Annotated in this window: 12 protein-coding genes, 1 tRNA gene and 8 pseudogenes; 15 read left to right on the plus strand and 6 right to left on the minus strand. The window is 34.1% G+C overall.

What is annotated here, in order from left to right; genetic code table 11:
- Positions 1-3 precede the first annotated feature (3 nt).
- Genes ACQ9BO_RS04810 through ACQ9BO_RS04820 form a run of 3 tightly spaced genes read left to right on the plus strand, consistent with a single transcriptional unit; the run spans position 4 to position 5,666 of the window.
- Positions 4-1,599, plus strand: coding sequence for a RagB/SusD family nutrient uptake outer membrane protein (locus ACQ9BO_RS04810; RefSeq protein ID WP_431243840.1), 1,596 nt, complete (start codon positions 4-6; stop codon positions 1,597-1,599).
- Between the two features lie 32 nt (positions 1,600-1,631).
- On the plus strand, positions 1,632-2,732 hold the full coding sequence (locus ACQ9BO_RS04815) for a SusE domain-containing protein (protein ID WP_431243841.1): 1,101 nt from the start codon (positions 1,632-1,634) through the stop codon (positions 2,730-2,732).
- 60 nt (positions 2,733-2,792) lie between these two features.
- Entirely contained in the window at positions 2,793-5,666 is a 2,874-nt protein-coding gene (locus ACQ9BO_RS04820) for an alpha-amylase family glycosyl hydrolase (protein ID WP_431243842.1), read from the plus strand.
- Positions 5,667-5,990: 324 nt separating this feature from the next.
- Here the strand turns inward: ACQ9BO_RS04820 and ACQ9BO_RS04825 are convergent, their stop codons facing one another.
- From ACQ9BO_RS04825 to ACQ9BO_RS04840, 4 genes and pseudogenes are all read right to left on the minus strand, one after another.
- Positions 5,991-6,215 carry a DUF6814 family protein gene (locus ACQ9BO_RS04825; protein WP_132990644.1) on the minus strand — a complete coding sequence of 75 codons (225 nt, stop codon included), beginning with the start codon at positions 6,213-6,215 and terminating at the stop codon, positions 5,991-5,993.
- 13 nt (positions 6,216-6,228) lie between these two features.
- A pseudogene (locus ACQ9BO_RS04830) lies at positions 6,229-7,728 on the minus strand (MFS transporter).
- 347 nt (positions 7,729-8,075) lie between these two features.
- Positions 8,076-8,363, minus strand: coding sequence for a GIY-YIG nuclease family protein (locus tag ACQ9BO_RS04835; RefSeq protein ID WP_431243843.1), 288 nt, complete (start codon positions 8,361-8,363; stop codon positions 8,076-8,078).
- Positions 8,364-8,414: 51 nt separating this feature from the next.
- Positions 8,415-8,490, minus strand: a tRNA-Phe gene (locus tag ACQ9BO_RS04840).
- A gap of 103 nt (positions 8,491-8,593) precedes the next feature.
- Between ACQ9BO_RS04840 and ACQ9BO_RS04845 the strand changes: the two are divergent.
- The 9 genes and pseudogenes from ACQ9BO_RS04845 to ACQ9BO_RS04885 all read left to right on the plus strand — a co-directional run bounded on the left by ACQ9BO_RS04845 (position 8,594) and on the right by ACQ9BO_RS04885 (position 15,538).
- Positions 8,594-9,325: pseudogene (locus ACQ9BO_RS04845) on the plus strand (type III pantothenate kinase).
- Positions 9,318-10,547 (plus strand): hypothetical protein, encoded by a 1,230-nt coding sequence (locus tag ACQ9BO_RS04850; protein ID WP_431243844.1) that lies wholly within the window; start codon positions 9,318-9,320, stop codon positions 10,545-10,547. The pseudogene ACQ9BO_RS04845 and the gene ACQ9BO_RS04850 overlap by 8 nt, the downstream one beginning before the upstream one ends.
- A gap of 50 nt (positions 10,548-10,597) precedes the next feature.
- Positions 10,598-11,148 (plus strand): annotated as a pseudogene (gene lptC, locus ACQ9BO_RS04855) (LPS export ABC transporter periplasmic protein LptC).
- Between the two features lie 5 nt (positions 11,149-11,153).
- Positions 11,154-11,348, plus strand: a complete 195-nt coding sequence (locus ACQ9BO_RS04860; RefSeq protein WP_320569692.1) for a hypothetical protein — start codon at positions 11,154-11,156, stop codon at positions 11,346-11,348.
- Between the two features lie 2 nt (positions 11,349-11,350).
- A pseudogene (locus ACQ9BO_RS04865) lies at positions 11,351-12,608 on the plus strand (hemolysin family protein).
- Positions 12,609-12,715: 107 nt separating this feature from the next.
- Positions 12,716-13,102, plus strand: a complete 387-nt coding sequence (locus tag ACQ9BO_RS04870; protein WP_431243845.1) for a SurA N-terminal domain-containing protein — start codon at positions 12,716-12,718, stop codon at positions 13,100-13,102.
- Positions 13,103-13,299: 197 nt separating this feature from the next.
- The gene (locus ACQ9BO_RS04875) at positions 13,300-14,232 is read left to right on the plus strand and encodes a peptidylprolyl isomerase (protein ID WP_431243846.1); all 933 of its coding nucleotides are present in this window, start codon (positions 13,300-13,302) and stop codon (positions 14,230-14,232) included.
- Complete coding sequence (locus tag ACQ9BO_RS04880) at positions 14,210-14,818, plus strand: hypothetical protein (protein ID WP_431243847.1); 609 nt, start codon at positions 14,210-14,212, stop codon at positions 14,816-14,818. The genes ACQ9BO_RS04875 and ACQ9BO_RS04880 overlap by 23 nt, the downstream gene beginning before the upstream one ends.
- A 276-nt stretch (positions 14,819-15,094) precedes the next feature.
- Positions 15,095-15,538, plus strand: coding sequence for a hypothetical protein (locus tag ACQ9BO_RS04885; protein WP_431243848.1), 444 nt, complete (start codon positions 15,095-15,097; stop codon positions 15,536-15,538).
- 3 nt (positions 15,539-15,541) lie between these two features.
- Here ACQ9BO_RS04885 and ACQ9BO_RS04890 read toward each other — a convergent pair whose 3' ends face one another.
- Both ACQ9BO_RS04890 and ACQ9BO_RS04895 read right to left on the minus strand, forming a co-directional pair.
- Positions 15,542-16,450: a GYDIA family GHMP kinase gene (locus ACQ9BO_RS04890; protein ID WP_431243849.1), complete on the minus strand. Its 909-nt coding sequence runs from the start codon at positions 16,448-16,450 to the stop codon at positions 15,542-15,544.
- A gap of 119 nt (positions 16,451-16,569) precedes the next feature.
- A pseudogene (locus tag ACQ9BO_RS04895) lies at positions 16,570-17,884 on the minus strand (hydroxymethylglutaryl-CoA reductase, degradative).
- A 179-nt stretch (positions 17,885-18,063) separates the two neighbouring features.
- Between ACQ9BO_RS04895 and ACQ9BO_RS04900 the strand changes: the two are divergent.
- From ACQ9BO_RS04900 to ACQ9BO_RS04910, 3 pseudogenes are all read left to right on the plus strand, one after another.
- Positions 18,064-20,234: pseudogene (locus ACQ9BO_RS04900) on the plus strand (S9 family peptidase).
- A gap of 35 nt (positions 20,235-20,269) precedes the next feature.
- A pseudogene (locus tag ACQ9BO_RS04905) lies at positions 20,270-21,947 on the plus strand (peptide MFS transporter).
- A pseudogene (locus ACQ9BO_RS04910) lies at positions 21,947-23,431 on the plus strand (peptide MFS transporter). Before ACQ9BO_RS04905 ends, ACQ9BO_RS04910 begins: the two co-directional pseudogenes overlap by 1 nt.
- Positions 23,432-23,448: the final 17 nt, after the last annotated feature.

A 23,448-nucleotide genomic window follows, 5' to 3' on the forward strand; every position in this document is an offset into this window, starting at 1 on the left:
ATAATGAAAAAGATACAAATAAAATTATTAGGTATTTCTTTGTTTATGATGACGATGCTAGTTTCATCATGTACAGACGATTTAAACCAATCACCGGATAATGGAGATTCTGTTAGTGCCGATGAGCTTTTTAAAGATCCAGCATCTTACAAACAAAATTTATCAAAATTATACGCAGGATTTGCTACAACTGGTCAGCAAGGACCTGCAGGAAGTCCTGATATTTCTGGAATTGACGAGGGAACAAGTCAATACATCAGAGGATTTTGGATGATGCAAGAATTAACAACTGATGAAGCTGTTATTGCTTGGAATGACGGAACAATTAAAGATTTTCATTCTCAAACATGGTCATCTGCAGATTCATTTATTGCGGCAACATTTGCACGTTTTTCTTTCCAAATTGTAAACTGTAATGAGTTTTTAAGACAAACAACAGATGCAAAATTAGCTTCAAGAGGAATAACAGATGCGGCATTATTGGCTGATATTAAAGCATTTCGTGCAGAAGCTCGTTTTTTACGTGCAATAACATACTGGCATTTAGTAGATACTTTTGGAGCAGGATCAATCGTAACCGAAGATTCTCCAACAACATTCTACTATCCAGCGTATGCTTCAAGAGCTGAGATTTACAAGTTTATTGATGAGGAACTTACAGCTATTGAGCCGCTTTTGAAAACACCAAAAACGAACGAAGCTTACCGTGTTGATCAGGTCATCGCTTGGATGTTGCATGCTAAATTGTACATGAATGCTAAAGTATATATTGGTACAGATCATTATGCTGAAGCACTTCCTTTAATTGATAAAGTAATCAATTCTGGTTATACGCTACATAATAACTACAACCAGTTATTCTTAGCTGATAACGACAAAAACGGTGCGCAGAAAGAATTTATTTTTGCAATTGGTTTTGACGGAATCCACACGCAGACTTACGGAGGGACAACATTCTTAGTTCACGCTCCAGTTGGTGGAAGCATGGTAGCATCTGAATACGGTATCAACGGAGGTTGGGGAGGTATCAGAACAACTTCGGCTTTTGTTGACAAGTTCCCAGCGGTTACTACAGATACTCGTTCTCAGTTCTATACAAATGGACAATCTAAAGAAATTGCAAACATTGGTAATTTTACAGATGGATATGCAATTATGAAATTTAAAAATGTTGATGTTAATGGTGTTCAAGGATCAGATAAGGCAGGAAACTTTGCAGATACTGATTTTCCAATCTTCAGACTTGCAGATGCTTACTTAATGTATGCTGAGTGCGTTGTTAGAGGTGCAGGCGGAAGCTTGGCAACTGCAACGACTTATGTAAATGCTTTAAGAACAAGAGCAAAAGCAAATATTATTACTCAAACTGATCTTAACTTGAATTTTATCTTAGATGAAAGAGGAAGAGAACTTTACTGGGAAGGACACAGAAGAACAGATTTGATCCGTTTCGGAAAATTCACAGGAGGTTCATACTTATGGCCATGGAAAGGAAATGTGGCTGGAGGTACTTCTACACAATCTTACAGAGATTTATTCCCAATTCCTGCTGGAGCTTTAGGAGCAAATCAAAATTTAAAACAAAATCCTGGATACTAAACTAACTGACTAACGAATTAAAAATACCACAAATGAAAAATATAACAAAATCATTAATCGCTTTATTAGCGCTAGTTGCAATATCATGCGACGTTGAAGATGTACAAGATAGACCTGTTATCGAAGGAGTTGATTCTCCAGTTTTAACTGCTCCTCAAAGTGGTGCGGCATATGTTTTAAAACCAGAAGCGACTGATGCTCAAGCAGAGCGTTTCACATGGAATTCTGCAAATTATGGTGGAGATGTTGAAATCACTTATGCAGTTGAAATGGATAAAAAAGGAAACAGTTTCAAAACTCCTAAAGAATTAGGAACTGTAAAATCTCAAAATCAAGTTTCAGTTTCAGTTAGCAAATTAAACACTGCGGCTTTGGCTTTAGCCGCAACTCCATTTGTTGCTGGTGATTTTGAAGTAAGAGTAAAATCTACTGTGAGTACAAATGTTATGTATTCAAATGTTGTTGGAATTGTTGTGACTCCTTATACTACTGAAACTCCAAAATTATGGGTTCCTGGTGGATACCAAAGTACAAGTGGTTACGGTTCAGATTGGACACATTCTTCTGCTCCAATATTATTAGCTGAAGGATACGGAAAAACTGCTTTTGAAGGTTACGTATATTTTGCAACTGCACAAGATCCAACACAAGATGGAAAAGGATACAAATTATCTACTGAAGCAGGTTGGGGAGGTACAAATTATGGTGCTGGCGCTACAGCTGGTACATTAAGTTCTGATGGAGGAGCTAAAAACCTTGGAATCACTACTCCAGGATATTACAGAATTAAAGCTGATACTGATCCTACAAAATTATCAATCGCTACATTGAAAACAACTTGGGGAATTATTGGTAATGCAACTCCAGGTGGATGGGATACTGATACTCCAATGACATACGATCCTGCTACTAAAAAATGGACAGTTACTGTAACTTTAACTGCTCAGTCTGCTCCAGATAATGGATTGAAATTTAGAGCAAACGGAAACTGGGATCTTAACTTTGGAGATACTGGTGCAAATGGTACTCTAGAAGAAGGAGGAACTAATATCGGTACATCTGCTGGAAAATATTTGATCACTTTAGACTTAAGTAATCCAAGAAATTACACTTATACTATGGTAAAACAATAATAAGTTGAAACCTAAAAAGAGGCTATCTACGGATAGCCTTTTTTAATAACCATATTAATTATGAAAAAAACTTTACTATTATTTTTCTTTTTGTTGTCGGCAATTTCATTTGGACAACAGCAAACTGCGACTTATTCAGTAAGTCCATCTACTTTTGAGGAGACTACTTCTATTACCATTACTATAAATGGAAGCAGTATAAACGAAAGTACATGGGGCGTTACTGGAAATGCTTTATATATGTGGGCTTGGGCATTTGATACAAATGACACAACTCAAAAAGGAACACCAAACAATGGTACATGGGAATCTTCAAGCGAGGAAAGTAAATTTACTTACAATGCCGGAACCGATACTTATACCAAAACTATTACTCCAACAACTTATTACAATACTACAGGAATTGGAAAAATTGGTTTTTTAATTAAAGCCAAAAATGGAACTGGAGACAAAAAATCACAAGATATTTTGGTTGAAGTTGGTTCTTTTCAAGTAACCTTGACTTCTCCTGCAGAAAACAGTACTACAATATTAGCGTCAGGTTCTAATTTTAATATTGCGGCTACAAATACAAATGGAGTAGCAAGCTATACGCTAAAGGTAAACGGAACTACAATTGATGCTAATGCAAGTACAGCAAGTTATTCGTATACAGCAAATAATCTTACAAGCAATCAGAGTTATGAATTAGTTGCGGTTCAGGGAGCTGTAACAATTTCTAAAAAGTTTTCGGTTGTTGTAAATCCAAATACAGTTTCAGAAGCTATGCCGGCAGGTTTAGTTGATGGGATAAATTATAATACTGCAGATGCAACAAAAGCAACTCTAGTTTTAGATGCGCCTTTAAAAGATTTTGTTTACGTAGCGGGAAGTTTCAATAATTGGCGACCAACAACGGCTTATGCTATGAAAAAAGATCCTTCTTCTGGAAAATTTTGGTTGGAATTGACAGGGTTAGTTTCGGGTGCAAATAATACGTATCAATATTGGGTTGGTGAGAGTACACCTTTGGCAAATTCTCCGGCTTTGGTAAAAACGGCAGATCCATACTCAACTTTGGTTTTATCTCCTTATGATGACTCAGGAATTCCTGCGGCCTCTTATCCAAATTTGCCAGCTTATCCAACAGGACAAAATTTTGAAGTTACGGTTTTAAAAACGGGACAAACTCCATATAATTGGCAAGTAACTAACTTCGCCAAGCCGGAAAAAGACAAATTAGTGGTTTATGAACTTTTAGTTCGTGATTTTGATGCTAAAAGAAATTATCAGACTCTGATTGACAGAATAGATTATTTTAAAACACTTAAAATTAATGCTATCGAATTAATGCCAGTAATGGAGTTTGAAGGCAATGAAAGTTGGGGTTATAACACCTCATTCCATATGGCTTTGGACAAATATTATGGTACATCAGATAAATTAAAAGAGTTTATTGATTTGTGTCATCAAAACGGAATCGCTGTAATTCTTGATGTTGCGTTGAACCACGCTTTCGGAAGAAATCCAATGGTAAGAATGTGGATGAACGATCCTGACGGAGACGGTTTTGGATCGCCAACTTCAGAGAATCCATATTTCAATACTGTTGCTAAACATACTTATAGTGTAGGTGAAGATTTTAATCATCAGTCAGCAAGAACACAATATTATGTAGAACGAGTGGTGAAGCAATGGATCCAAGAATACAAAATCGATGGTTTTCGTTGGGATTTGACAAAAGGATTTACACAAGCGTGTACAGCTTCAGATGAGTCTTGTACCAATGCCTATCAGCAAGATAGGGTTGATATTTTGAAAAAATACGCAGATTATTCTTGGAGCCTTGATCCAACACATTATACGATTTTTGAACATTTAGGTTCTGATTCTGAAGAACAGCAATGGGCAAATTACCGCGTTGCTGAAACACCAAGCAAAGGAGTTATGATGTGGGGGAAAATGACAGATCAATATAATCAATTGTCAATGGGATATTCATCAAGTAGCAATATTTCAAGAATGATGAGCTCTAGCCGTGGTTTTACAGCAAATCGTTTGATGGGTTATGCTGAAAGTCATGATGAGGAACGTTTGATGTATAAAAATGTGCAGTACGGAAATACATCTGGAACTTATAATGTGAAAAACTTAAATACAGCTTTGTCGAGAATGTCTGCAATTGGAGCGGTTTCACTTTTGATTCCTGGTCCGAAAATGATTTGGCATTTTGGTGAATTAGGTTGGGATGACTCAATTTATACATGCAACGACGGAACTGTTAATGACAACTCGGCAACGATTTCTGGAGATTGTAAATTAGATACAAAACCACAGCCTCAATGGGCAGAAAACTGGTTGGGCGATACAAATCGTAATAAAATCTATTATGATTGGGCAAAAATGATCAATATGAAAGTGACTGAACCTGTATTTTTGGGAACAGCAACAATGGCAAGCGCAAATACACTGACGGTAAATATTAAAATTACAAACAGCAATTTGGCGGCGACACAATTAAAAGATGTCTTGATTTTGGCCAATTTTGATGTAACTCCACAAAACGTTGCTACAGGTTTTCAATATGCTGGAACATGGTACAATTTAATGGATAATTCATCGATGAATGTTACAGATGTTAATGCGACAATTAATTTAGCTCCTGGCGAATACAGAATTTACGGAAATAAAACGGCCAATTTAGCTATTCCGGATTTTGACCAAACAAGTACAGTAAAATTGTATCCAAACCCGGTATCAAATTATTTTACTTTAAATGCTGTAGCTTCTAAAGTTCAGATTTATTCAATAACTGGCCAGTTAGTAAAAAGTTTTGCTTCAAATGGAAATGTTGATTTCCAATATAATGTAAGCGATCTAAAAACGGGATTATATGTAGTAAAAACACATGATGAGAACGGTCAAATTCAAGTCATGAAGTTTATAAAAAAATAAATACGTGATCTTAAAATTTAGGCAAAAAAGTATACCAATACTTTTAGGTTTAAAATTTTAATAGGTATTTAAATTTTGGTTTTTTAGTAGTGTAAAAGGGCTGTCTAGAAATAGACAGCCTTTTTTAATATTTCGTTACAAATGCAACGATGCATAGGCATATTCCGTGGTTTCAACCACGGGACACAATCAGAAAACAGTATATCCCTGTGGTTGAAACCATAGGCTATATTAAAATAAATAGGGTAAAAGTCAGACTTACCCAAAAATCAAAAAGGGACTATCCTTTTGAGACAGTCCCTTTTCTTGTTTAAGTTATTTTGGTTATTTTTTCTCGTTGTACTCTCCAATCAAAGAAAAATAGCCAAAAGTTCCCAAGCCTAAAACGATTAATGGGGTTAGAATGAATAGGGTTATAATTCCAAATACGGTATCATCCTGCTGGTCTGATAAAAATTTTGGCAAGCCAAATTCAAACACGCAGAAATAAGCGGCGGCAATGGAAACTATAATCCATAAAACACCTAAAATTTGCTTAACTGTGTTCATATATATGTAGGTATTAAAGGTGATTTATTTTATTTTTATTGTCAATGTAAACCATTCCAATTATAAAGCATATCGAGGCAATAATAATCGGGTACCAAAGCCCGTCAAGATAAAATTCCGGTTTTTTATTGGCTTTAGCATGTAACACAAAATAGGTTGAAACGGCAGGCGAGCAATCCTCCAAAAATTCCATTCCCAACATGGTAAGGAAGCGACATTGAAGTATATCTGATTTTAGTTGGAAACATCTCCACTAAAAATGCTCGCAATTGGTCCATAAACCATAGTGACAAATAAAACCTGAATGAAAACCCAAAAAATTAAAGACCATTCGTTTTCTGAATTTATCTTAATAATAAAACTGCTTTGAGCTTCTCTTTTATCGGCAAAAACAGTTTTCTTTTCTACGTACGTAGTTCCGTCTGTATAGGTTTTAGAAATAGTGATTAAAGTGTCATTATTTTTAGTTAATTCAGTAGTTTGAGTTGTTTTTTCAGTAATTTCTGTCTTGTATTTTACATCTGTCGTTTCGTACATCGCTCTATAGATAGGCCTGTAAAAGAAAATTGCCAGAAACATTCCAAGCATCATAATATATTTTCTGCCAACTTTGTCGCTAAGCCATCCAAAGAAAATGAAAAACGGTGTTCCTATTAATAGTGCAATTCCCAAAAGTGCATCAACTTGTGAAGAGTCAATATTCATTACAGTTTTCATGAAACTCATGGCGTAGAATTGCCCTGTGTACCAAATCACGCCTTGTCCCATTGTAGCACCAAAAAGTGCCAATAGAACAAATTTCAGATTATATCGATTTCCAAAACTTTCCTTTAGCGGATTCGCACTTGTTGTTCCTTCTTTCTTGGCTTTTGCAAAAACTGGCGATTCGTCCATATTTTTTCGAATTAAATACGAAACGCCTACCATTACAATCGAAACCCAAAATGGAACACGCCATCCCCAAGTATCAAAAGCTTCTGCAGAAAGCACACTTTTTGTGGCCAGAATAACCATTAGTGAAATAAATAAGCCTACAGTCGCAGTTGTCTGAATCCAAGAGGTCCAGTATCCTTTTTGTCCAACCGGCGCATGTTCGGCTACATAAGTCGCGGCACCTCCATATTCTCCGCCTAATGCAAGTCCTTGAAGCAAGCGCAGAATCAATACTAATAAAGGAGCGACAAAACCAATAGTTTCATAACTCGGAATACAGCCTATCAAAAAAGTTGAGCCTCCCATTAGTAGTAAAGTTGCCATAAAAGTGTATTTACGGCCAATAATATCGCCAAGCCTTCCAAAAATAAAGCGCCAAAAGGTCTTACTACAAACCCTGCGGCAAATGTTGCCAAAGTCGATAAAAATGCTGCATGACCGGATTATCACTTGGGAAAAATTTTGTTGAAATGACAACAGCTAAACTTCCAAAAATATAAAAATCGTACCATTCAATCATGGTGCCCATTGAGGACGCCGAAATAACTTTCCAAATACCTTTAGTAGAAGTTTTGCTCATAAAACTGTTTTGTGTACTTAATAATTATTAAATGCTAAAAATATAGTTTTACGAATATATAAGATATTTTGTTATTCACTTAATACTTTTTTAACAAAAAATATTTAATTATTGACTTTTGTGTTTTTAGTAGTATATAGTTTATAAAGTACTTGAAAAGGTTTACCGAAAAGTGTACAAAACAAAAAAAACGCAAAGGTTTCAAAGTTTTATTTTTGAACTTTGCGAACCTTTGCGTAAATCTTAGCGCTCTTTGCGGTTAAATCATAAAAACAAAAAACCCGAATATTGCTATTCGGGTTTCGTGGTACCTCCAGTCCCGAGGCTTCGGGAGAACCAGGGAGACATTATGATTTTCTTTTGGATAAGATTTCTTTGAGAATTGATGGGTCTGCAATTATTTTATTGTTGAAAACCTTACTTTTCATTCTTTTGATGAAATTTTCGAGATACAGGGCTTCCTCTTTATTATTGCAGATAAAAGTTAAAACTACTTCCCAATCATTGGCAATTTTGGTAAAAGAATTTGAATAAGAATGATTTTGATGTTTTAAAATGCGTTCGTCTATATTGTGAGTTTCTCCAATATAAAATTTTTGTGATGACTTAGAATATAGAATATATAAGTAATGCATTTAAAAAGAATATTTTAAAAACAAAAAACCCGAATATTGCTATTCGGGTTTTGGTGGTACCTCCAGGGATCGAACCAGGGACACATGGATTTTCAGTCCATTGCTCTACCATCTGAGCTAAGGTACCGTCTTGTGCTCAATGCGGGTGCAAAGATAGAATCATTTTTCGTTTATCCAAAACATTTTTTAAAAAAATCAATTCGTATCTTCGCAATGGTAAAAAAATAGGTATGATTTTAACTGTTGATGTTGGAAATACACGAATTAAAGCGGCTGTATTTGAGAGAGATAATATGTTGGAAAATTTTATTTTTGAGAAAAACGATCTCGAAAAAAAATTAAAGAAATTTTAGAAAAATTTCCAAATTGCTCAGATTTGGTTGTTGCTTCTGTCGGAAATGTCGAAAAACAATCTTTTTTGGCTTTCGAAAATCAACTGAATGTTCATTTTTTTACACATGAAGACATTTTTCCTTTTCATAATAAATATGCAACCCCAAAAACGCTAGGAATAGACCGAATGATTTTGGTCGCTGGCGCAACGCTGCAGTTTCCAAAAAAACAGATTAGTAATCGACGCCGGAACTTGCATTACCTACGATTTTATCGACGAAAATGACAATTATTTGGGCGGAGCAATCTCGCCTGGACTTAGATTGCGATATGAATCTTTGCATCAATTCACTGCTAAACTGCCTTTACTGACTTTTGAGGAACCACAAAATTATGTAGGAAACTCGACTCAAGAAGCCATTCATTCGGGAGTTGTCAATGGGTTCGTCTATGAGATCGACGGTTTTATCGATGAATATCGAGCAACGTTTTCAAATTTTATAATAATTTTAACGGGAGGTGATGCAGAATTTTTGGCTAAACGATTAAAAAATACCATATTTGCCAATTCAAATTTCCTTTTAGAAAGTTTGAGCCAAACATTTCAATATAAAATCGACAATGATTAAAAAAATTATAATAAGTGCTTGTTTACTTATCTCGTTCGTTTCATTTGCTCAGCAAGGTACAGCTTCACCATATTCTTTCTACGGAATTGGAGATGCAAGATTCAAAGGTACTCTAGAAAACAGATCTATGGCTGGGGTTTCAATAGAGCAGGATAGTATTCACTTGAATGTTGATAACCCTTCAAGTTATGCTAGTTTAAGACAAACTACATTTACAGTGGGTGGAAGTTTTGGTACAGCTACATTAAAAAACTCTGACCATTCAGAAAAAGCGCAAAGAGCAACTTTTGATTATTTGGCAGTAGGAATTCCGATGGGGAAGTTTGGAGCGGCTTTTGGTTTGGTTCCATTATCTTCTGTTGGATATAAAATCATCAATGATAATACTGCTACAGAAGGAGCAACCAGCAATCAGTTTCAAGGAAAAGGTGGTGTTAATAAAGTGTTTTTTGGTTTAGGTTATAAAATCAGACCAAATTGGAACATTGGAGCAGATGTACAGTATAATTTTGGATCGATAAACACATCAAGTGTTGAGGCGATTACAGGCGTCCAAAATGCAACTAGAGAAACAAATGAATCTGATTTGTCTGGTGCTAATTTTAATCTTGGAACAATGTATCAAACCAAGATTGATAAAAAAATGATGTTGTTTACAAGTTTGAACTACACATTTGCTAGTGCATTAAAAGCGAGTAATGTAAGAACTATTGAGGTAGATACAGATCCAAATCCAATTATTGCTGATCCAGTTGAGGCAAAAATAAAACTTGGAAGCAAATTGACACTTGGAGCGGGAGTTGGTATTCCGAGAAAATGGCTTGTTGGAACAACACTTGCTTTTCAAAACAGCGGACAATATGAGAATTATTATAATTCAAGCGATGATGTTCGATATGAGAAATATTCAAAATATGCACTTGGAGGTTATTATATTCCTAATTATACTTCATTTACAAGTTATTTCAGCAGAGTTACTTATAGAGCTGGTTTGAAATATGAAAAAACAGGATTGGTAATCAATAATCAAGAAATAAATGATGTTGGAATGACTTTAGGAGCTGGTTTTCCTATTACAGGTTCTTTTTCAAACGTAAACGTTGGAATTGAATTTGGAAAAAGAGGTACAACTTCTGCAGGTTTGATCCAAGAGAATTACTTGAACTTTAGCGCAAGTTTCTCTTTCAACGATAAATGGTTCAGACAGCGTAAAATTGAGTAATACGTTAGTTATATTTTTATAAGCTCACTACAATTTACTACTTTTGGCAAATGAATTTACCAAAAAGATATACTATAGCCGTTGTCACAGTTTTTGCTGTGACACTGTTTTTTGATGCGAAAGTAATTTTAAGGATGTGCAAAGAAGTAATTTTGCAGAATTTGTTCCAGGAAGCGATGCTGATACGGTAAATATAAAATACACCGATTCCGGACGTATAACAGGTGTTTTGATTAGTCCAAAAATGCTGGATTATTCTAATCTGGAATTTCCTTTTACAGATTTTCCAAAAGGAATTGATGTAACTTTATATGACAAAAAACAAAAACGTACTTTTATTAAATCAAATTACGCAATTTCATATAAAGAAACCGGAATTATTGATCTTCAAGGGAATGTAAAAATAACTTCGGAAACGGGACAAATGTTGGAGACCGAACAGCTTTATTTCGATCAAAAAAATGAATGGTTTTATACCGAGCGAAAATTTAAGCTTACAGATGCTAAAGGAGTATCGACAGGTCAGGGAATAGATTTTAGTAAAGATTTTAAAATGATCAATTCACAGCGTATAAGTGGTGAAATTGAATCAAACGAATAAAAATTATGGGTTATTTAAAATACACACAATACGTTTATATTGCATTTGCAGTTTACTTTATATATGACGGAGTTACAAAATTGAATGAAGGCAATGAGTCTTATGCTTTAAGTTTTGTAATTGCTGGAATGGCTGTATTTATGTTTTTCTTCAGAAGAAAATTTGTCAAGAAATTTGACGATCGTAACAAAAAACAATAAAAATGGAGATTAGTATTATAATATTGTGTTTAATACTATCTGCTTTTTTTCAGGAATGGAAATCGCGTTTATTTCCTCCAATAAAATTTATCTTGAAATTGAGAAAAAACAAGATAATTTTTTATCAAAAATCCTAACAAGGCTTACTCAAAATCCATCAAAATTTATTGCCGCAATGCTTATTGGCAATAATGTAGCATTAGTTATTTATGGTTTTTACATGGGGGATTTGATTCTTGAATGTATCCTGAGTTTTGGATTTCAATTTTCTGATTTGACAAGTTTGTTGATTCAAACTGCGCTTTCGACTTTCATTGTTTTAATAACAGCAGAATTTCTTCCGAAAGTTTTCTTTCAAATCTATGCCAATTCATTAGTCAAGTTTTTTGCTTTTCCAGCTTATCTTTTTTATAAGCTTTTCTACTATATTTCAACTTTTTTCATTTGGATTTCAGACTTTGTTTTAAAGAAATTTTTTAAGACCGAAGGCGATCAGGTACAATTATACTTTAGCAAGGTCGAATTAGGAAATTATATAACAGAGCAAATGAATGCGGTTGAAGATGATGAAGAAGTAGATTCTGAAATTCAGATTTTTCAAAATGCGTTAGAATTTTCGGGTGTAAAAGCGCGAGATATTATGACGCCACGCACAGAAATAGTTGATATTGATTTGTTTGACAGTGTTTCGGAACTAAAAGCGCTTTTTATAGAAACAGGTTATTCAAAAATAATTGTTAGTCAAAATTCGCTTGATGATATTGTAGGTTATGTGCATTCTTTTGATTTGTTCAAAAAACCGTCCACAATCAAATCCGTTTTAATGACAGTTGAATTTGTTCCGGAAACCATTTTGATAAAAGACGCTTTGAATCTTCTAATAAAAAAAGAAAAAATGTTGCAGTTGTTCTTGATGAATACGGAGGAACATCTGGAATTATTACAATAGAAGATATTGTCGAAGAACTTTTTGGTGAAATTGAAGACGAGCACGATCTTGATGAAGAGCTGATTGAACAGGAGTTGGGGGAAGGAAAGTACTTGTTTTCTGCCCGATTGGATGTGGAATACTTAAATGAAACCTACAAATTAGAAATTCCAGAAGAAGATTCGTATGGTACATTAGGAGGTTTTATAGTCAACTCTACTAAGAAAATTCCGCAAAAAGGAGACGAAATTGTAATCGATAACTACCATTTTGTGATCGAAGAGGCGACAAATAAGAAAATTGAATTGGTGAAAATGTCCTTAAAAGACTGATTTTTTCAATAATTAAAAAAATTGTGCAAAATAAAACGCTAGTTGTATTGTTATTAACTAGATAATTGTATTTTCGCAAACTGAATATAAAATTAACGATAATAAAAATGGCAGTTTTAGCAAAAATTAGACAGCGTTCCGCTTTATTGATAGGAGTTATTGCACTTGCATTATTAGCATTTATAATACAAGATCTATTTACAAGAGGGACATTTAGTCAAAGTTCAAAAGATGTGGGAAGCATCGACGGAAAAGATATTTCATTTGAAGACTTTAGAGTTAAAGTTAGCAATGTTGAAAAAAGTGGTCAAGGAATTACTTCCACTGAAGGCGCAAACAGAGTTTGGGATCAAGAGGTTTCAATCGCATTATTATCTGCTCAATTTGAGAAATTAGGATTAAGAGTAGGTGAAAAACATTTGATTGAAGTTTTAAAAGCAGATCCAAATATTGGTAAAAATCCAATGTTTTTAAACGCGAGCAGGAATTTTTGATGTTGTAAAATTCAAAGAATACTTCAAAACTAATCCTGAAGCGACTCAATACATTTCTCAAAAAGAAAAAGATGCTGAGTTGAATGCAAAATTCCAAATCTACAATACATTAATCAAATCTGGACTTTACACAACTGCTAGTGAAGGAAAGTTGAAATATGAAATGGAAGCAAACAAAGTAAACTTTAGTTATCTTTGTGACTTTATATTCTTCTATTAAAGATAGCGAAGTGAAAATCTCTGATGATGAGATCGTAGAATATATGAAGAAAAACGAGAAGAAATTCAAAGCTGATGAAACTCGTGAAATTCAATATGTTTTAGTTGAAGACAAAGCTTCAAAAGAAGATGAAGCTGAAATTAAAGCTAAAATCACAGGATTATTGAGCGGAAGTGTTGTGTACAATGCTAAAACTGGTAAAAACGATACTTTGCCAGGATTTAAAAATGCTACAAACATCGCTGAATTTGTAAACTCAAATTCTGATGTTCCTTACGATTCAACTTATGTTCCTAAAAATGCTTTGCCAGCTGTTGATGCTGACAAATTATTCAGCTTGCCTGCTGGAGCAATCTACGGACCATACGTTTATGGAAAATATTATGCTATCTCTAAATCTTTAGGATTTAAAGCTGGTGTTAACGCAAAAGCTAGTCATATCTTGATTGGTTACGAAGGATCTCAAACTCCTAACCAAAAAGAAAAAAGAACTAAAGAAGAAGCTAAAGCTAAAGCTGAAGAAATTTTAGCTCAAGTTCAAGCTAACCCAGATAGTTTCATGATGCTTGCTTTTACAAGCTCTGATGATTCATCTGCACAACAAGGTGGTGATTTAGGATATTTTGGTCAAGGCCAAATGGTAAAACCATTCAACGATTTTGTATTCAGCAACGGAATTGGTAAAGTTGGATTAGTTGAAACTCCATTCGGATTTCATATCATCAAAGTTACTGACAAGCAAGACGGTATTCGTTTAGCTACAATTGCTCAAAAAATTGAGCCATCTGAAGCTACTTCTGATAAAGTATTTACATTAGCAACTAAATTTGAAATGGAAGCGGCTGATAAAGATTTTGCGGCTACTGCAAAAGAATTGGGCTTAAAAATTGCTCGCTCCGGTAACTGCTAAAGCTATGGATGAAGCGTTTGGTCCTCTAGGAAACCAACGTAACATTATCAGATGGGCATTTGACAAAGAAACTAGCATTGGTGATGTTAAACGTTTTGAATTAGCTAATATTGGGCACGTAATTGCTCAATACAAAAGCGAAAACAAATCAGGTTTAGTATCTGTAACTTTGGCTAGACCTTACGTTGAGTCTATCTTGAAAAATAAGAAAAAAGCTGAAATGTTAAAAGCTAAATTGACTGGTTCAACTATTGAAGCTGTAGCTAAGAGTGCTGGTGTAGCAGTTCAACAAGCAACTAACGTTACAATGGAAAATCCTGTTTTACCAGGTGGAGTTGGGCAAGAGCCTAAAGTTGTTGGAAATGCATTTGCTTTAGCCGCAAACAAGATTTCTGCTCCAATTGAAGGAAACACTGGAGTTTATGTAGTGAAAAACGTAAGCACAGTTAAAGCTCCAGCAATTGCAAACCACGCAGAATATGTGGCTAAATTGAAAGCTCAAAGCGCTTCTGACGCAGGTAGAGTTTTGCCAGCTTTGAAAAGCAATGCTAAAATCGAAGATAACAGATTACAATTTAACTACTAGTTTTAGAAGTTAATATCAAAAATACAAAACCCGAAACAGTAATGTTTCGGGTTTTTTTTATTTAAGACTAATGAAATGTGCCTTTTTGTAATCCAAATAGCTCTATTTTTTGTAAGTTATATAGGAATAATAGAAATATAATTTAAAAAATTTGGGTTATTAGAATTATTGCATTTAATTTGTTAAAATTTTTATTTAAACAGAATAAATTTTATCCGTACGATATTTAAAAATAGTGAGACAAAATGAATAAGTACTTTAATAATCAGATGATTAATGTTTTTTGCATTTAAGCTTTTTAGAAGAAAACCCAGAGTATATTCCAAAATTGAGAATCATATTTATGGGATAATTATTGAGCTTTTGAAAGTAAGCAGTACTGACATCAATGTTGATGAATTGGGTGGCAAATACTACTTAAGCAATGAGGAGCAACATTTCAAAGTTACCATATTGAGCAATGATTATGTAATTAGGTTAACGAATACTCGCGACTCTGTTGCTGAAAAATACGATAAAGGATTTGTTGAAGATGTTTTAAAGGCTGTAAAAGAAGAAAAACACCGTCGAATGGAGCTTGTCTATGATTCTATCAATAGTAGTATTGAAAAAATGGCTGAGCGTCTTCATAATACATTAATTGAATCTAACGAAATAGAAAATCAGAAGGTTCGCCATCTTCAATCTGAACCTGTTGCCGATAAAAAAGTAAATTCTTAAGATTTATAAAATCATTTCTTCGTAAGTAAGAATGGTTGGGTATCCTTTTGAAAGGAAATAATCTTTTGGGTTTTCTTTGGAAATAACCATTACAAAATCACCTCCCCAAGCACCAAGACTTTTAATTGTACCATTAAAATCAGGAAAAGCCTTTTCTTTAATGGTGCTAATTTCAAGAATATTGCTCAAATGATTTTCATGTCTTTGGATTTGATGAGCGAATTCTTTTAATGTTTTGGCGTGAAGAATTGCTTGGGTGATTTTATTGTTTTCAGCAACACTTTTGGCTAAATTTTGATCCTTGTGTTTGTTGTAAGCATGGATAGCAGTTTTGCTGTTTTGCTTTTTATTCAGGTAAACAAAGTAGATATCTTCTGTGAAATCAGGATTGAAGGTTACAGGCTCAACGGCATTGTTTTCTATTTTGTACAGAATAGGAGTGTCGTTTTGTGCGCATGCAATGTCATAACCGCTTCCGCCAAAACTATTTCGCAACAAAGTAAAAGCATTGATTTTCGTCCATTGCGCAATATTATTGATCAAAGTTGACGAAGTGCCCAATCCCCAGTTTCTAGGAAAAGTAAGGTTTGTAGTGATTTTATATCCTTCTGAATTGTTAATAAATTCTGGATTTAATAAATAAGCCTCGTGAAGAATGTTGATCAATGTGGTTTTTACAGTTTCGATTTCTGAATTTACATTGTTGATGATTTCATCAAATGTAATTGTGTTTTCAAACCAAAGCGATTTGTCAAAATCATAACTTTTCCAATCGATGATTTTGTCTTTTGCATTTTCAACAATTAAGTTCTGTCCAAATTTAGTAGGCAAAGCAAAAGCATCTGCACCGTCTAAAACTAAATATTCTCCAGAAATGAATAATTTCCCGTTACTGTAAAAGGTTGTTGGCATACTTCAATTTTAAAATAAATTCCAATATTTTATCCCGAAGCATCGGGACCAAATTCCATTTATCGTCGGAATTTGGAATTTTATTTGAGAATTATAATTTTTAGGAATTTATATGTGTTTTATTTTCTTAAATTCTCGATAAACTCAACTACAGCACTATGAGAAACGGCAGTTTTTTTGAAATGGGCTTTAATTAATTGGCGCTCTTCATGAGTTGCCTCAAACTGATTAATGATGTTATTAAGATGCATTTTCATGTGTCCTTCTTGAATTCCGGTCGTTGTAAGTGAACGCAATGCGGCAAAATTTTGTGCTAATCCGGCTACGGCAGTAATTTCCATCAATTCTGTTGCTGAAGGTTTTTCAAGGATTTCCAAGCATAATTTCACCATCGGATGCAATGAAGTCAATCCGCCAACAGTTCCTAAAGCCAAAGGAATTTCCATCCAAAAAGAAAAATTCCGTTTTCGATTTTTGCATGTGACAAACTTGAATATTGACCATTTCTTGATGCGTACGCATGAACTCCAGCTTCAATCGCTCTAAAGTCGTTTCCAGTTGCTAAGACAACGGCATCAACACCATTCATAATCCCTTTGTTGTGTGTAACGGCTCTAAATGGCTCTACTTCGGCAATTTGGACAGCTTGCACAAAACGTTCTGCAAATTCCTGCGGGTTTGTAATATGCTTTTCTGACAAATCTTCAATCGGACATGAAACTTCAGCTCTTACAAGACAATGCGGTACATAATTCGATAAAATACTCATGATTACTTGCGGCGTGTCTTCTTCAGAAAACAAATCCGAATTTTGAAATTCCTCTTTTAAAGTTGAAGCAAATTGTTCTAAGCACGAATTGATGAAATTGGCACCCATGCTGTCTTTGGTTTCAAAAGTAGCATGAAGCTGAAAGTAATTTTCAAGTAGATTTCTTTTGTCTTTTAGATGTATATCCAAAATTCCACCACCACGCTGTTGCATATTTTTGGTGATGTTTTGTGTTTCAGAGAAAAATTTAGGCTTTATTTCGTCAAAGAAAGTATGAAGTTTTTCGGCATTTCCTTTGAAGGTAAAATGAACTTGACCTATTTTTTCGGTATTGATTATCGTGGTTTTGAAACCGCCACGTGTTGACCAGAATTTAGCGGCTTTTGAGGTCTGCAGACAACAACTGAGCTTTCCTCAATTGCCATTGGAATGGTTTTGTATTTCCCGTTTATCAGAAAATTAGGTGCAACTCCAAGAGGAATATATAAATTGGTGATTGTATTTTCGATAAATTCATCATGAAGCTGTTGAAGCTTCTCGTCTGAATTCCAGTAATTTCTTATAATATTTAGCGCCTCTTCGGGTGTAGAAAAATATTCGTTGGCGATCCAATTAATTTTTTCTTTTTTGGATAATTTAGAAAATCCGGAAACAGCGTTGTTCATTCTCAGTGTATTAAATAATATTGTGTGCACAAAGATACTATTTTAAGAGTTTTGATTGCAATCTATTTCATACATGAAAGTACGCAATCGTTATTTTTTTTAACATTTAACACTTAAAATGTGTATTATGTTTATTTTTTTACTAAAATTGGGCTCTTTTTATATTTAAAATAATTATAATGAATACAAGTAAATTTACTGCAGTACTTTTATTTTTAACTGCGGTTGTTTTTGGACAGCAGAAAATAACTGTCGAAAACATTTTTGGAGGTACATTTAAAGCTAAAGGAATGGACCAAATGCAATCCTTAAAAAATACTAATCAATATACTGTTTTAAATGTCGATCAGGCAAGCAGAAGCATGCAAGTTGATTTGTATGATTTTGCAACTTTAAAGAAAGTTTCGAATTTAATTGATACAAAAAACTTCAAAGAACTTGCAGACGGAATAGATGGTTATACTTTTGATGCTTCTGAAAAAAGATGCTAATCGCTTGTAATTCGAACAAGATTTTCCGTCACTCTTTTACTGCTGATTATTTCATTTATGATATCGCAGGAAAAACTTTGACAAAATTGGTTGATTCTCAAATTCAAGAGCCAACTTTTTCGCCTGATGGAACAAAAATTGCTTACGCAAAACAAAACAACCTTTATATCTACGATGTTGCTTCAAAAAAAGCGATTGCAGTTACAACAGACGGAAAGAAAAATGCCGTTATTAATGGTATAACAGACTGGGTTTATGAAGAAGAATTTGCATTCGTGCGGGCATTTGACTGGAGCAAGGACAGTAAAAAACTAGCTTATATTCGTTTTGACGAAAGCCAGGTTCCAGAGTTTTCAATGTCAATCTTTCATAAAGATTTATACCCGACAATTGAAACATTCAAATATCCAAAAGCAGGAGAGAAAAATTCAGAAGTTTCATTGCACATTTTTGATGTAGCTGGATCGACTTCTAAAAAAGTTGATTTAGGAAATTATAATGATTTCTATATTGCTAGAATGCAATGGACAAATGACAATAATGTATTATCGGCTCAGGTTTTAAACCGCCACCAAGATAATTTAGATTTATTGTTTATCGACGGAACTACAGTCGCGACTAAAGTAGTTTTGAATGAAAAAGACAAGGCTTACGTTGATGTTACAGATAACTTGACTTTCTTGAAAGATAACAGTTTTATCTGGACAAGCGAAAAAGACGGATTCAATCATATTTATGTTTATGATAAAACCGGAAAACTTAAGAATCAAGTCACAAAAGGAAACTGGGAAGTTACTAATTACTACGGTTTCGACGAAAAAACAAAAACTATTTTCTACCAATCTACAGAAAATGGTTCTATCAACAGAGCAGTTTACCGCATTTCATTAGACGGAAAAAACAAAACAGCTTTAACTACTAAAATTGGAACAAACGCCGCAACTTTCAGTCCGAATTTCCAATTCTTCATTAATACATATTCTAGTGCTTCTCAGCCAACAATTTATACTTTGAACGAAGCAAAATCTGGAAAAGAAATTCAGGTTATAGAAAACAACCAAGCTCTTGCAGATAAATTAAAAGGATTTAATCTTCCTTCAAAAGAATTTTTTGTTTTAAAAACTGCCAAAGGAAATGAATTGAACGCATGGATTATGAAGCCAAAAGATTTTGATGCTTCAAAAAAATATCCAGTTTTCATGATTCAGTATTCTGGTCCAGGATCACAACAAGTTGTAAACGGATGGGGAAGTTCTAATGAGTATTGGTTTATGATGCTTACACAACAAGGTTACATTGTGGCTTGTGTTGACGGAAGAGGAACTGGATATAAAGGTGCAGATTTCAAAAAAGTAACACAACTACAATTAGGCAAATACGAAGTTGAAGATCAAATCGATGCGGCAAAAGTAATTGGTTCATATCCTTATGTTGATGCTTCAAGAATTGGTATCTGGGGATGGAGTTATGGAGGCTTTATGGCTTCTAATTGTATTTTCCAAGGAAATGATGTTTTCAAAATGGCAATCGCTGTTGCGCCAGTTACAAACTGGAGATTCTATGACAGTGTTTATACAGAAAGATATATGCAGACGCCACAAGAAAATGCAAGCGGATATGATCAAAACTCTCCTATAAACCATGTTGAAAAACTAAAAGGCAAATTTTTATTGATTCACGGTTCGGCTGATGATAACGTTCACGTGCAAAATTCAATGCAAATGATGGAGGCTTTGATTCAGGCAAACAAACAGTTTGATTCTCAAATATACCCAGATAAAGACCATGGTATATATGGCGGAAAAACTAGAGTACAGCTGTATAATAAAATGACTAACTTTATCAAAGAAAATTTATAATCTACAAATATTAACCTAAAATAATAATGACTAATATGGAAGAAACTAAAGTAAAAACTGGGCATCCAAAGGGGCTATGGGTATTGTTTGGAACGGAGATGTGGGAGCGGTTCAATTTTTATGGAATGCGTGCTTTATTGACTTTATTTCTTGTGAATTCATTATTAATGAAGGAAGAAGAAGCTTCATTGATTTATGGAGGCTTTCTTGGACTTTGTTATTTGACTCCAATGCTTGGAGGGTTTATCGCAGATAGATATTTTGGAAATAGAAACTGTATTTTGCTTGGGGGTTTAATGATGGCTTGTGGGCAATTATTATTATTTACAAGTGGAAGCGTTTTTGAAGGAAATCAAGATTTGGCAAGAGTGATCATGTTTTGTGGCTTGGGAACGATTGTGTTTGGAAATGGTTTTTTTAAGCCTAATATTTCTAGTATGGTTGGTAGCTTGTATCCAAAGCAAGAGAAAACAAAACTAGATTCTGCTTTTACTATTTTCTATATGGGAATTAATATTGGAGCTTTCTTGGGTCAGTCTATTTGTCCACTTTTAGGTGATGTTAAAGACGCATCAGGTTTTAGAGATGTTCATGCGTTTCGATGGGGATTTTTAGCGTACTGCTATTGCAATGCTTTTAGGAACGATTTTATTTTATTTTTTAAAGAATAAATATGTAGTTTCTCCAGAAGGAAGACCATTAGGAGGGTTGCCGTCAAAAAATGTTGCTGAGGATTTTGAAGAAGGTGAAGCGCAAAAAGCTAATTTTACAACGACAGCATTAACAATTGCGGGAGTTGCATTTTTAATTTTAGGAGCAATTATTCATTTTGTTTTTGGTCAAAATTTAATCTATACTCTAATTTATTCGAGTGGTTTGGCTTTGGCTGGATTGATTATTTCAGATAAATCTTTAACAAAAGTTGAACGTGATAGAATCTTTGTAATTTATATCGTTTCATTTTTTATTATTTTCTTTTGGGCGGCATTTGAACAGGCCGGTTCTTCTTTGACATTTATTGCAGACAATCAAACTGATAGAAATTTCTTTGGCTTTTTAATGCCGGCTTCTATGGTTCAGATTTTTAATGGAATGTTTGTAGTGATATTAGCTTTGCCTTTTAGTATTTTATGGGATACTTTAAGAGCAAAAGGGAAAGAGCCAATTTCTCCAGTAAAATTAGCATGTGGTTTAGTGGTGATTTCTATAAGTTTCTTTATGATCGCTACTCAGGTTTCATATATTGGGACTTCAGGTTTGCTGTTGGTTAAATGGTTGATTTTATTGTATTTCTTAAATACTTGCGCAGAATTATGTTTATCTCCAATTGGTTTATCATTAGTTGGTAAATTATCTCCAAAGCGTTTTGCTTCATTGTTATACGGAGTGTTTTTCTTGTCTAATGCTTCAGGATATGCATTGGGAGGAACTTTAGGAGCAATTTTGCCTGCTACTGGTGACAAATTTGCAAAGGCAAAAGAGTTAGGGATTGATTTACAAGCTATTTTAGATAAAACGGTTACACCTACAGCAGAGCAGTTGGCATTGTTGGAAAAACATCAAATCAGTGCGGCAAATCACTTTTTTGCAGGATTTGAAATCCATAATCTTTATGAATTCTTTATGGTGTTTGTTGTGCTTACTGGTATCGTCGCAGTTATATTGTTTGCTTTGACTCCACTATTGAAAAAAATGATGCACGGAGTTAGATAATGGAGAAGAATATTACATTAGAAGAAATTCAAAATTTTAAAGGCAAGTACCCAAAACAATTGTGGTACTTGTTTTTGGTTGAAATGTGGGAGCGTTTTTGCTTCTACGGAATGAGAGGGGTTTTGGCATTTTTTATGGTTGACCAATTGGGTTTGCTTGAAGGAAAAGCAAATCTTCAATACGGTGCCATTCAGGCGTTTGTTTATGCATTTACATTTATCGGTGGAATTTTTGCCGATAAAATTTTAGGATTCAAAAAATCACTTCTTTTTGGAGGAATCATTATGATTTTGGGGAATTTGCTGATTGCGGCTTCTCCACATGATTTCTTTTACTATGGAATAACGCTTTCTATTATCGGAACAGGTTTCTTCAAGCCAAATGTTTCGTCAATGGTTGGTGAGTTGTACCACGAAGAGGATGGAAGAAGAGATGCTGGTTACGGATTATTCTACGCTGGAATTAATATTGGCGGAATGTTGGGTGGAGCTATCCCTATTTATTTAGGGAAAAACTATTCTTGGAGCCTTTGTTTCTTGTCTTCAGCAATTGTTATGATTATTGGAGTCGTGACATTTTTATTGACTAAAAAACATTTAGCGCCAATTGGAAATTCTCCTCTGGCAGATGCTTTGCCTTCAAAAAGAAAAACGTACGAAATCGCAGTTTATATCGGGTCATTGTTGGCTATTCCTTTAATATATATTATGGTGATCAACTCTGATTTTACAGATTATTTTATGTACACAATTGGAGCTATTGCGGTTGGTTATTTTATATTTGAACTGGTAATGATTAAAGATAGAAGTCAGCAATATAAATTACTGGCGGCATTTATCTTCATTTTTGGGTATTTTATGTTCATGGCAATTTCAGAGCAATCTGGAGGGTCGTTGTCATTATTTGCAAAAGATAATTTAACTAACAGTTTATTGTTTTTTCATATCGATCCAAATGTTGTAAATAATAGCATAAATTCTTTGTATGTAATTATCTTTAGTCCGCTTGTTGGTTTTCTTTGGATATTTATGGGTAAGAAAAAATTGAGCCAAATACCGTAATTAAATTTGGATTCTCATTTGTTTTATTGGCAATCGGATTTTTTATTTTCTACAGTGCAAGATTTTTTGTTAATCCCGAAGGACTAAGTTCTTTAAATCTTTTTGCATTAGGATATTTAGTTTACACGCTAGGTGAATTGTGTATCGGACCAATTGGAATGTCGGTAATTACAAAACTTGCACCAAAACGTCTATTCGGAATGATGATGGGACTTTGGTTCTTGTCAAGTGCTTTTGGACAATTGGCAAGCAGGGAAACTTGGGTCAGAAATGTCAGATGCAAATACGGGAACTACTTTAATGTCTAAACTTATCGCTTATACAGATGGATACTATCAATTAGCGGTATATTCTTTAGTTGCAGGTATCGTTTTGATAGTGTCAACTTCTTTGATCAAAAAATTAATGCAAGAAGTAAAATAGATCTTATAGAGCGATTC

Source organism: Flavobacterium sp. P21 (assembly GCF_050632225.1).
In the GTDB taxonomy this organism is placed as follows: domain Bacteria; phylum Bacteroidota; class Bacteroidia; order Flavobacteriales; family Flavobacteriaceae; genus Flavobacterium.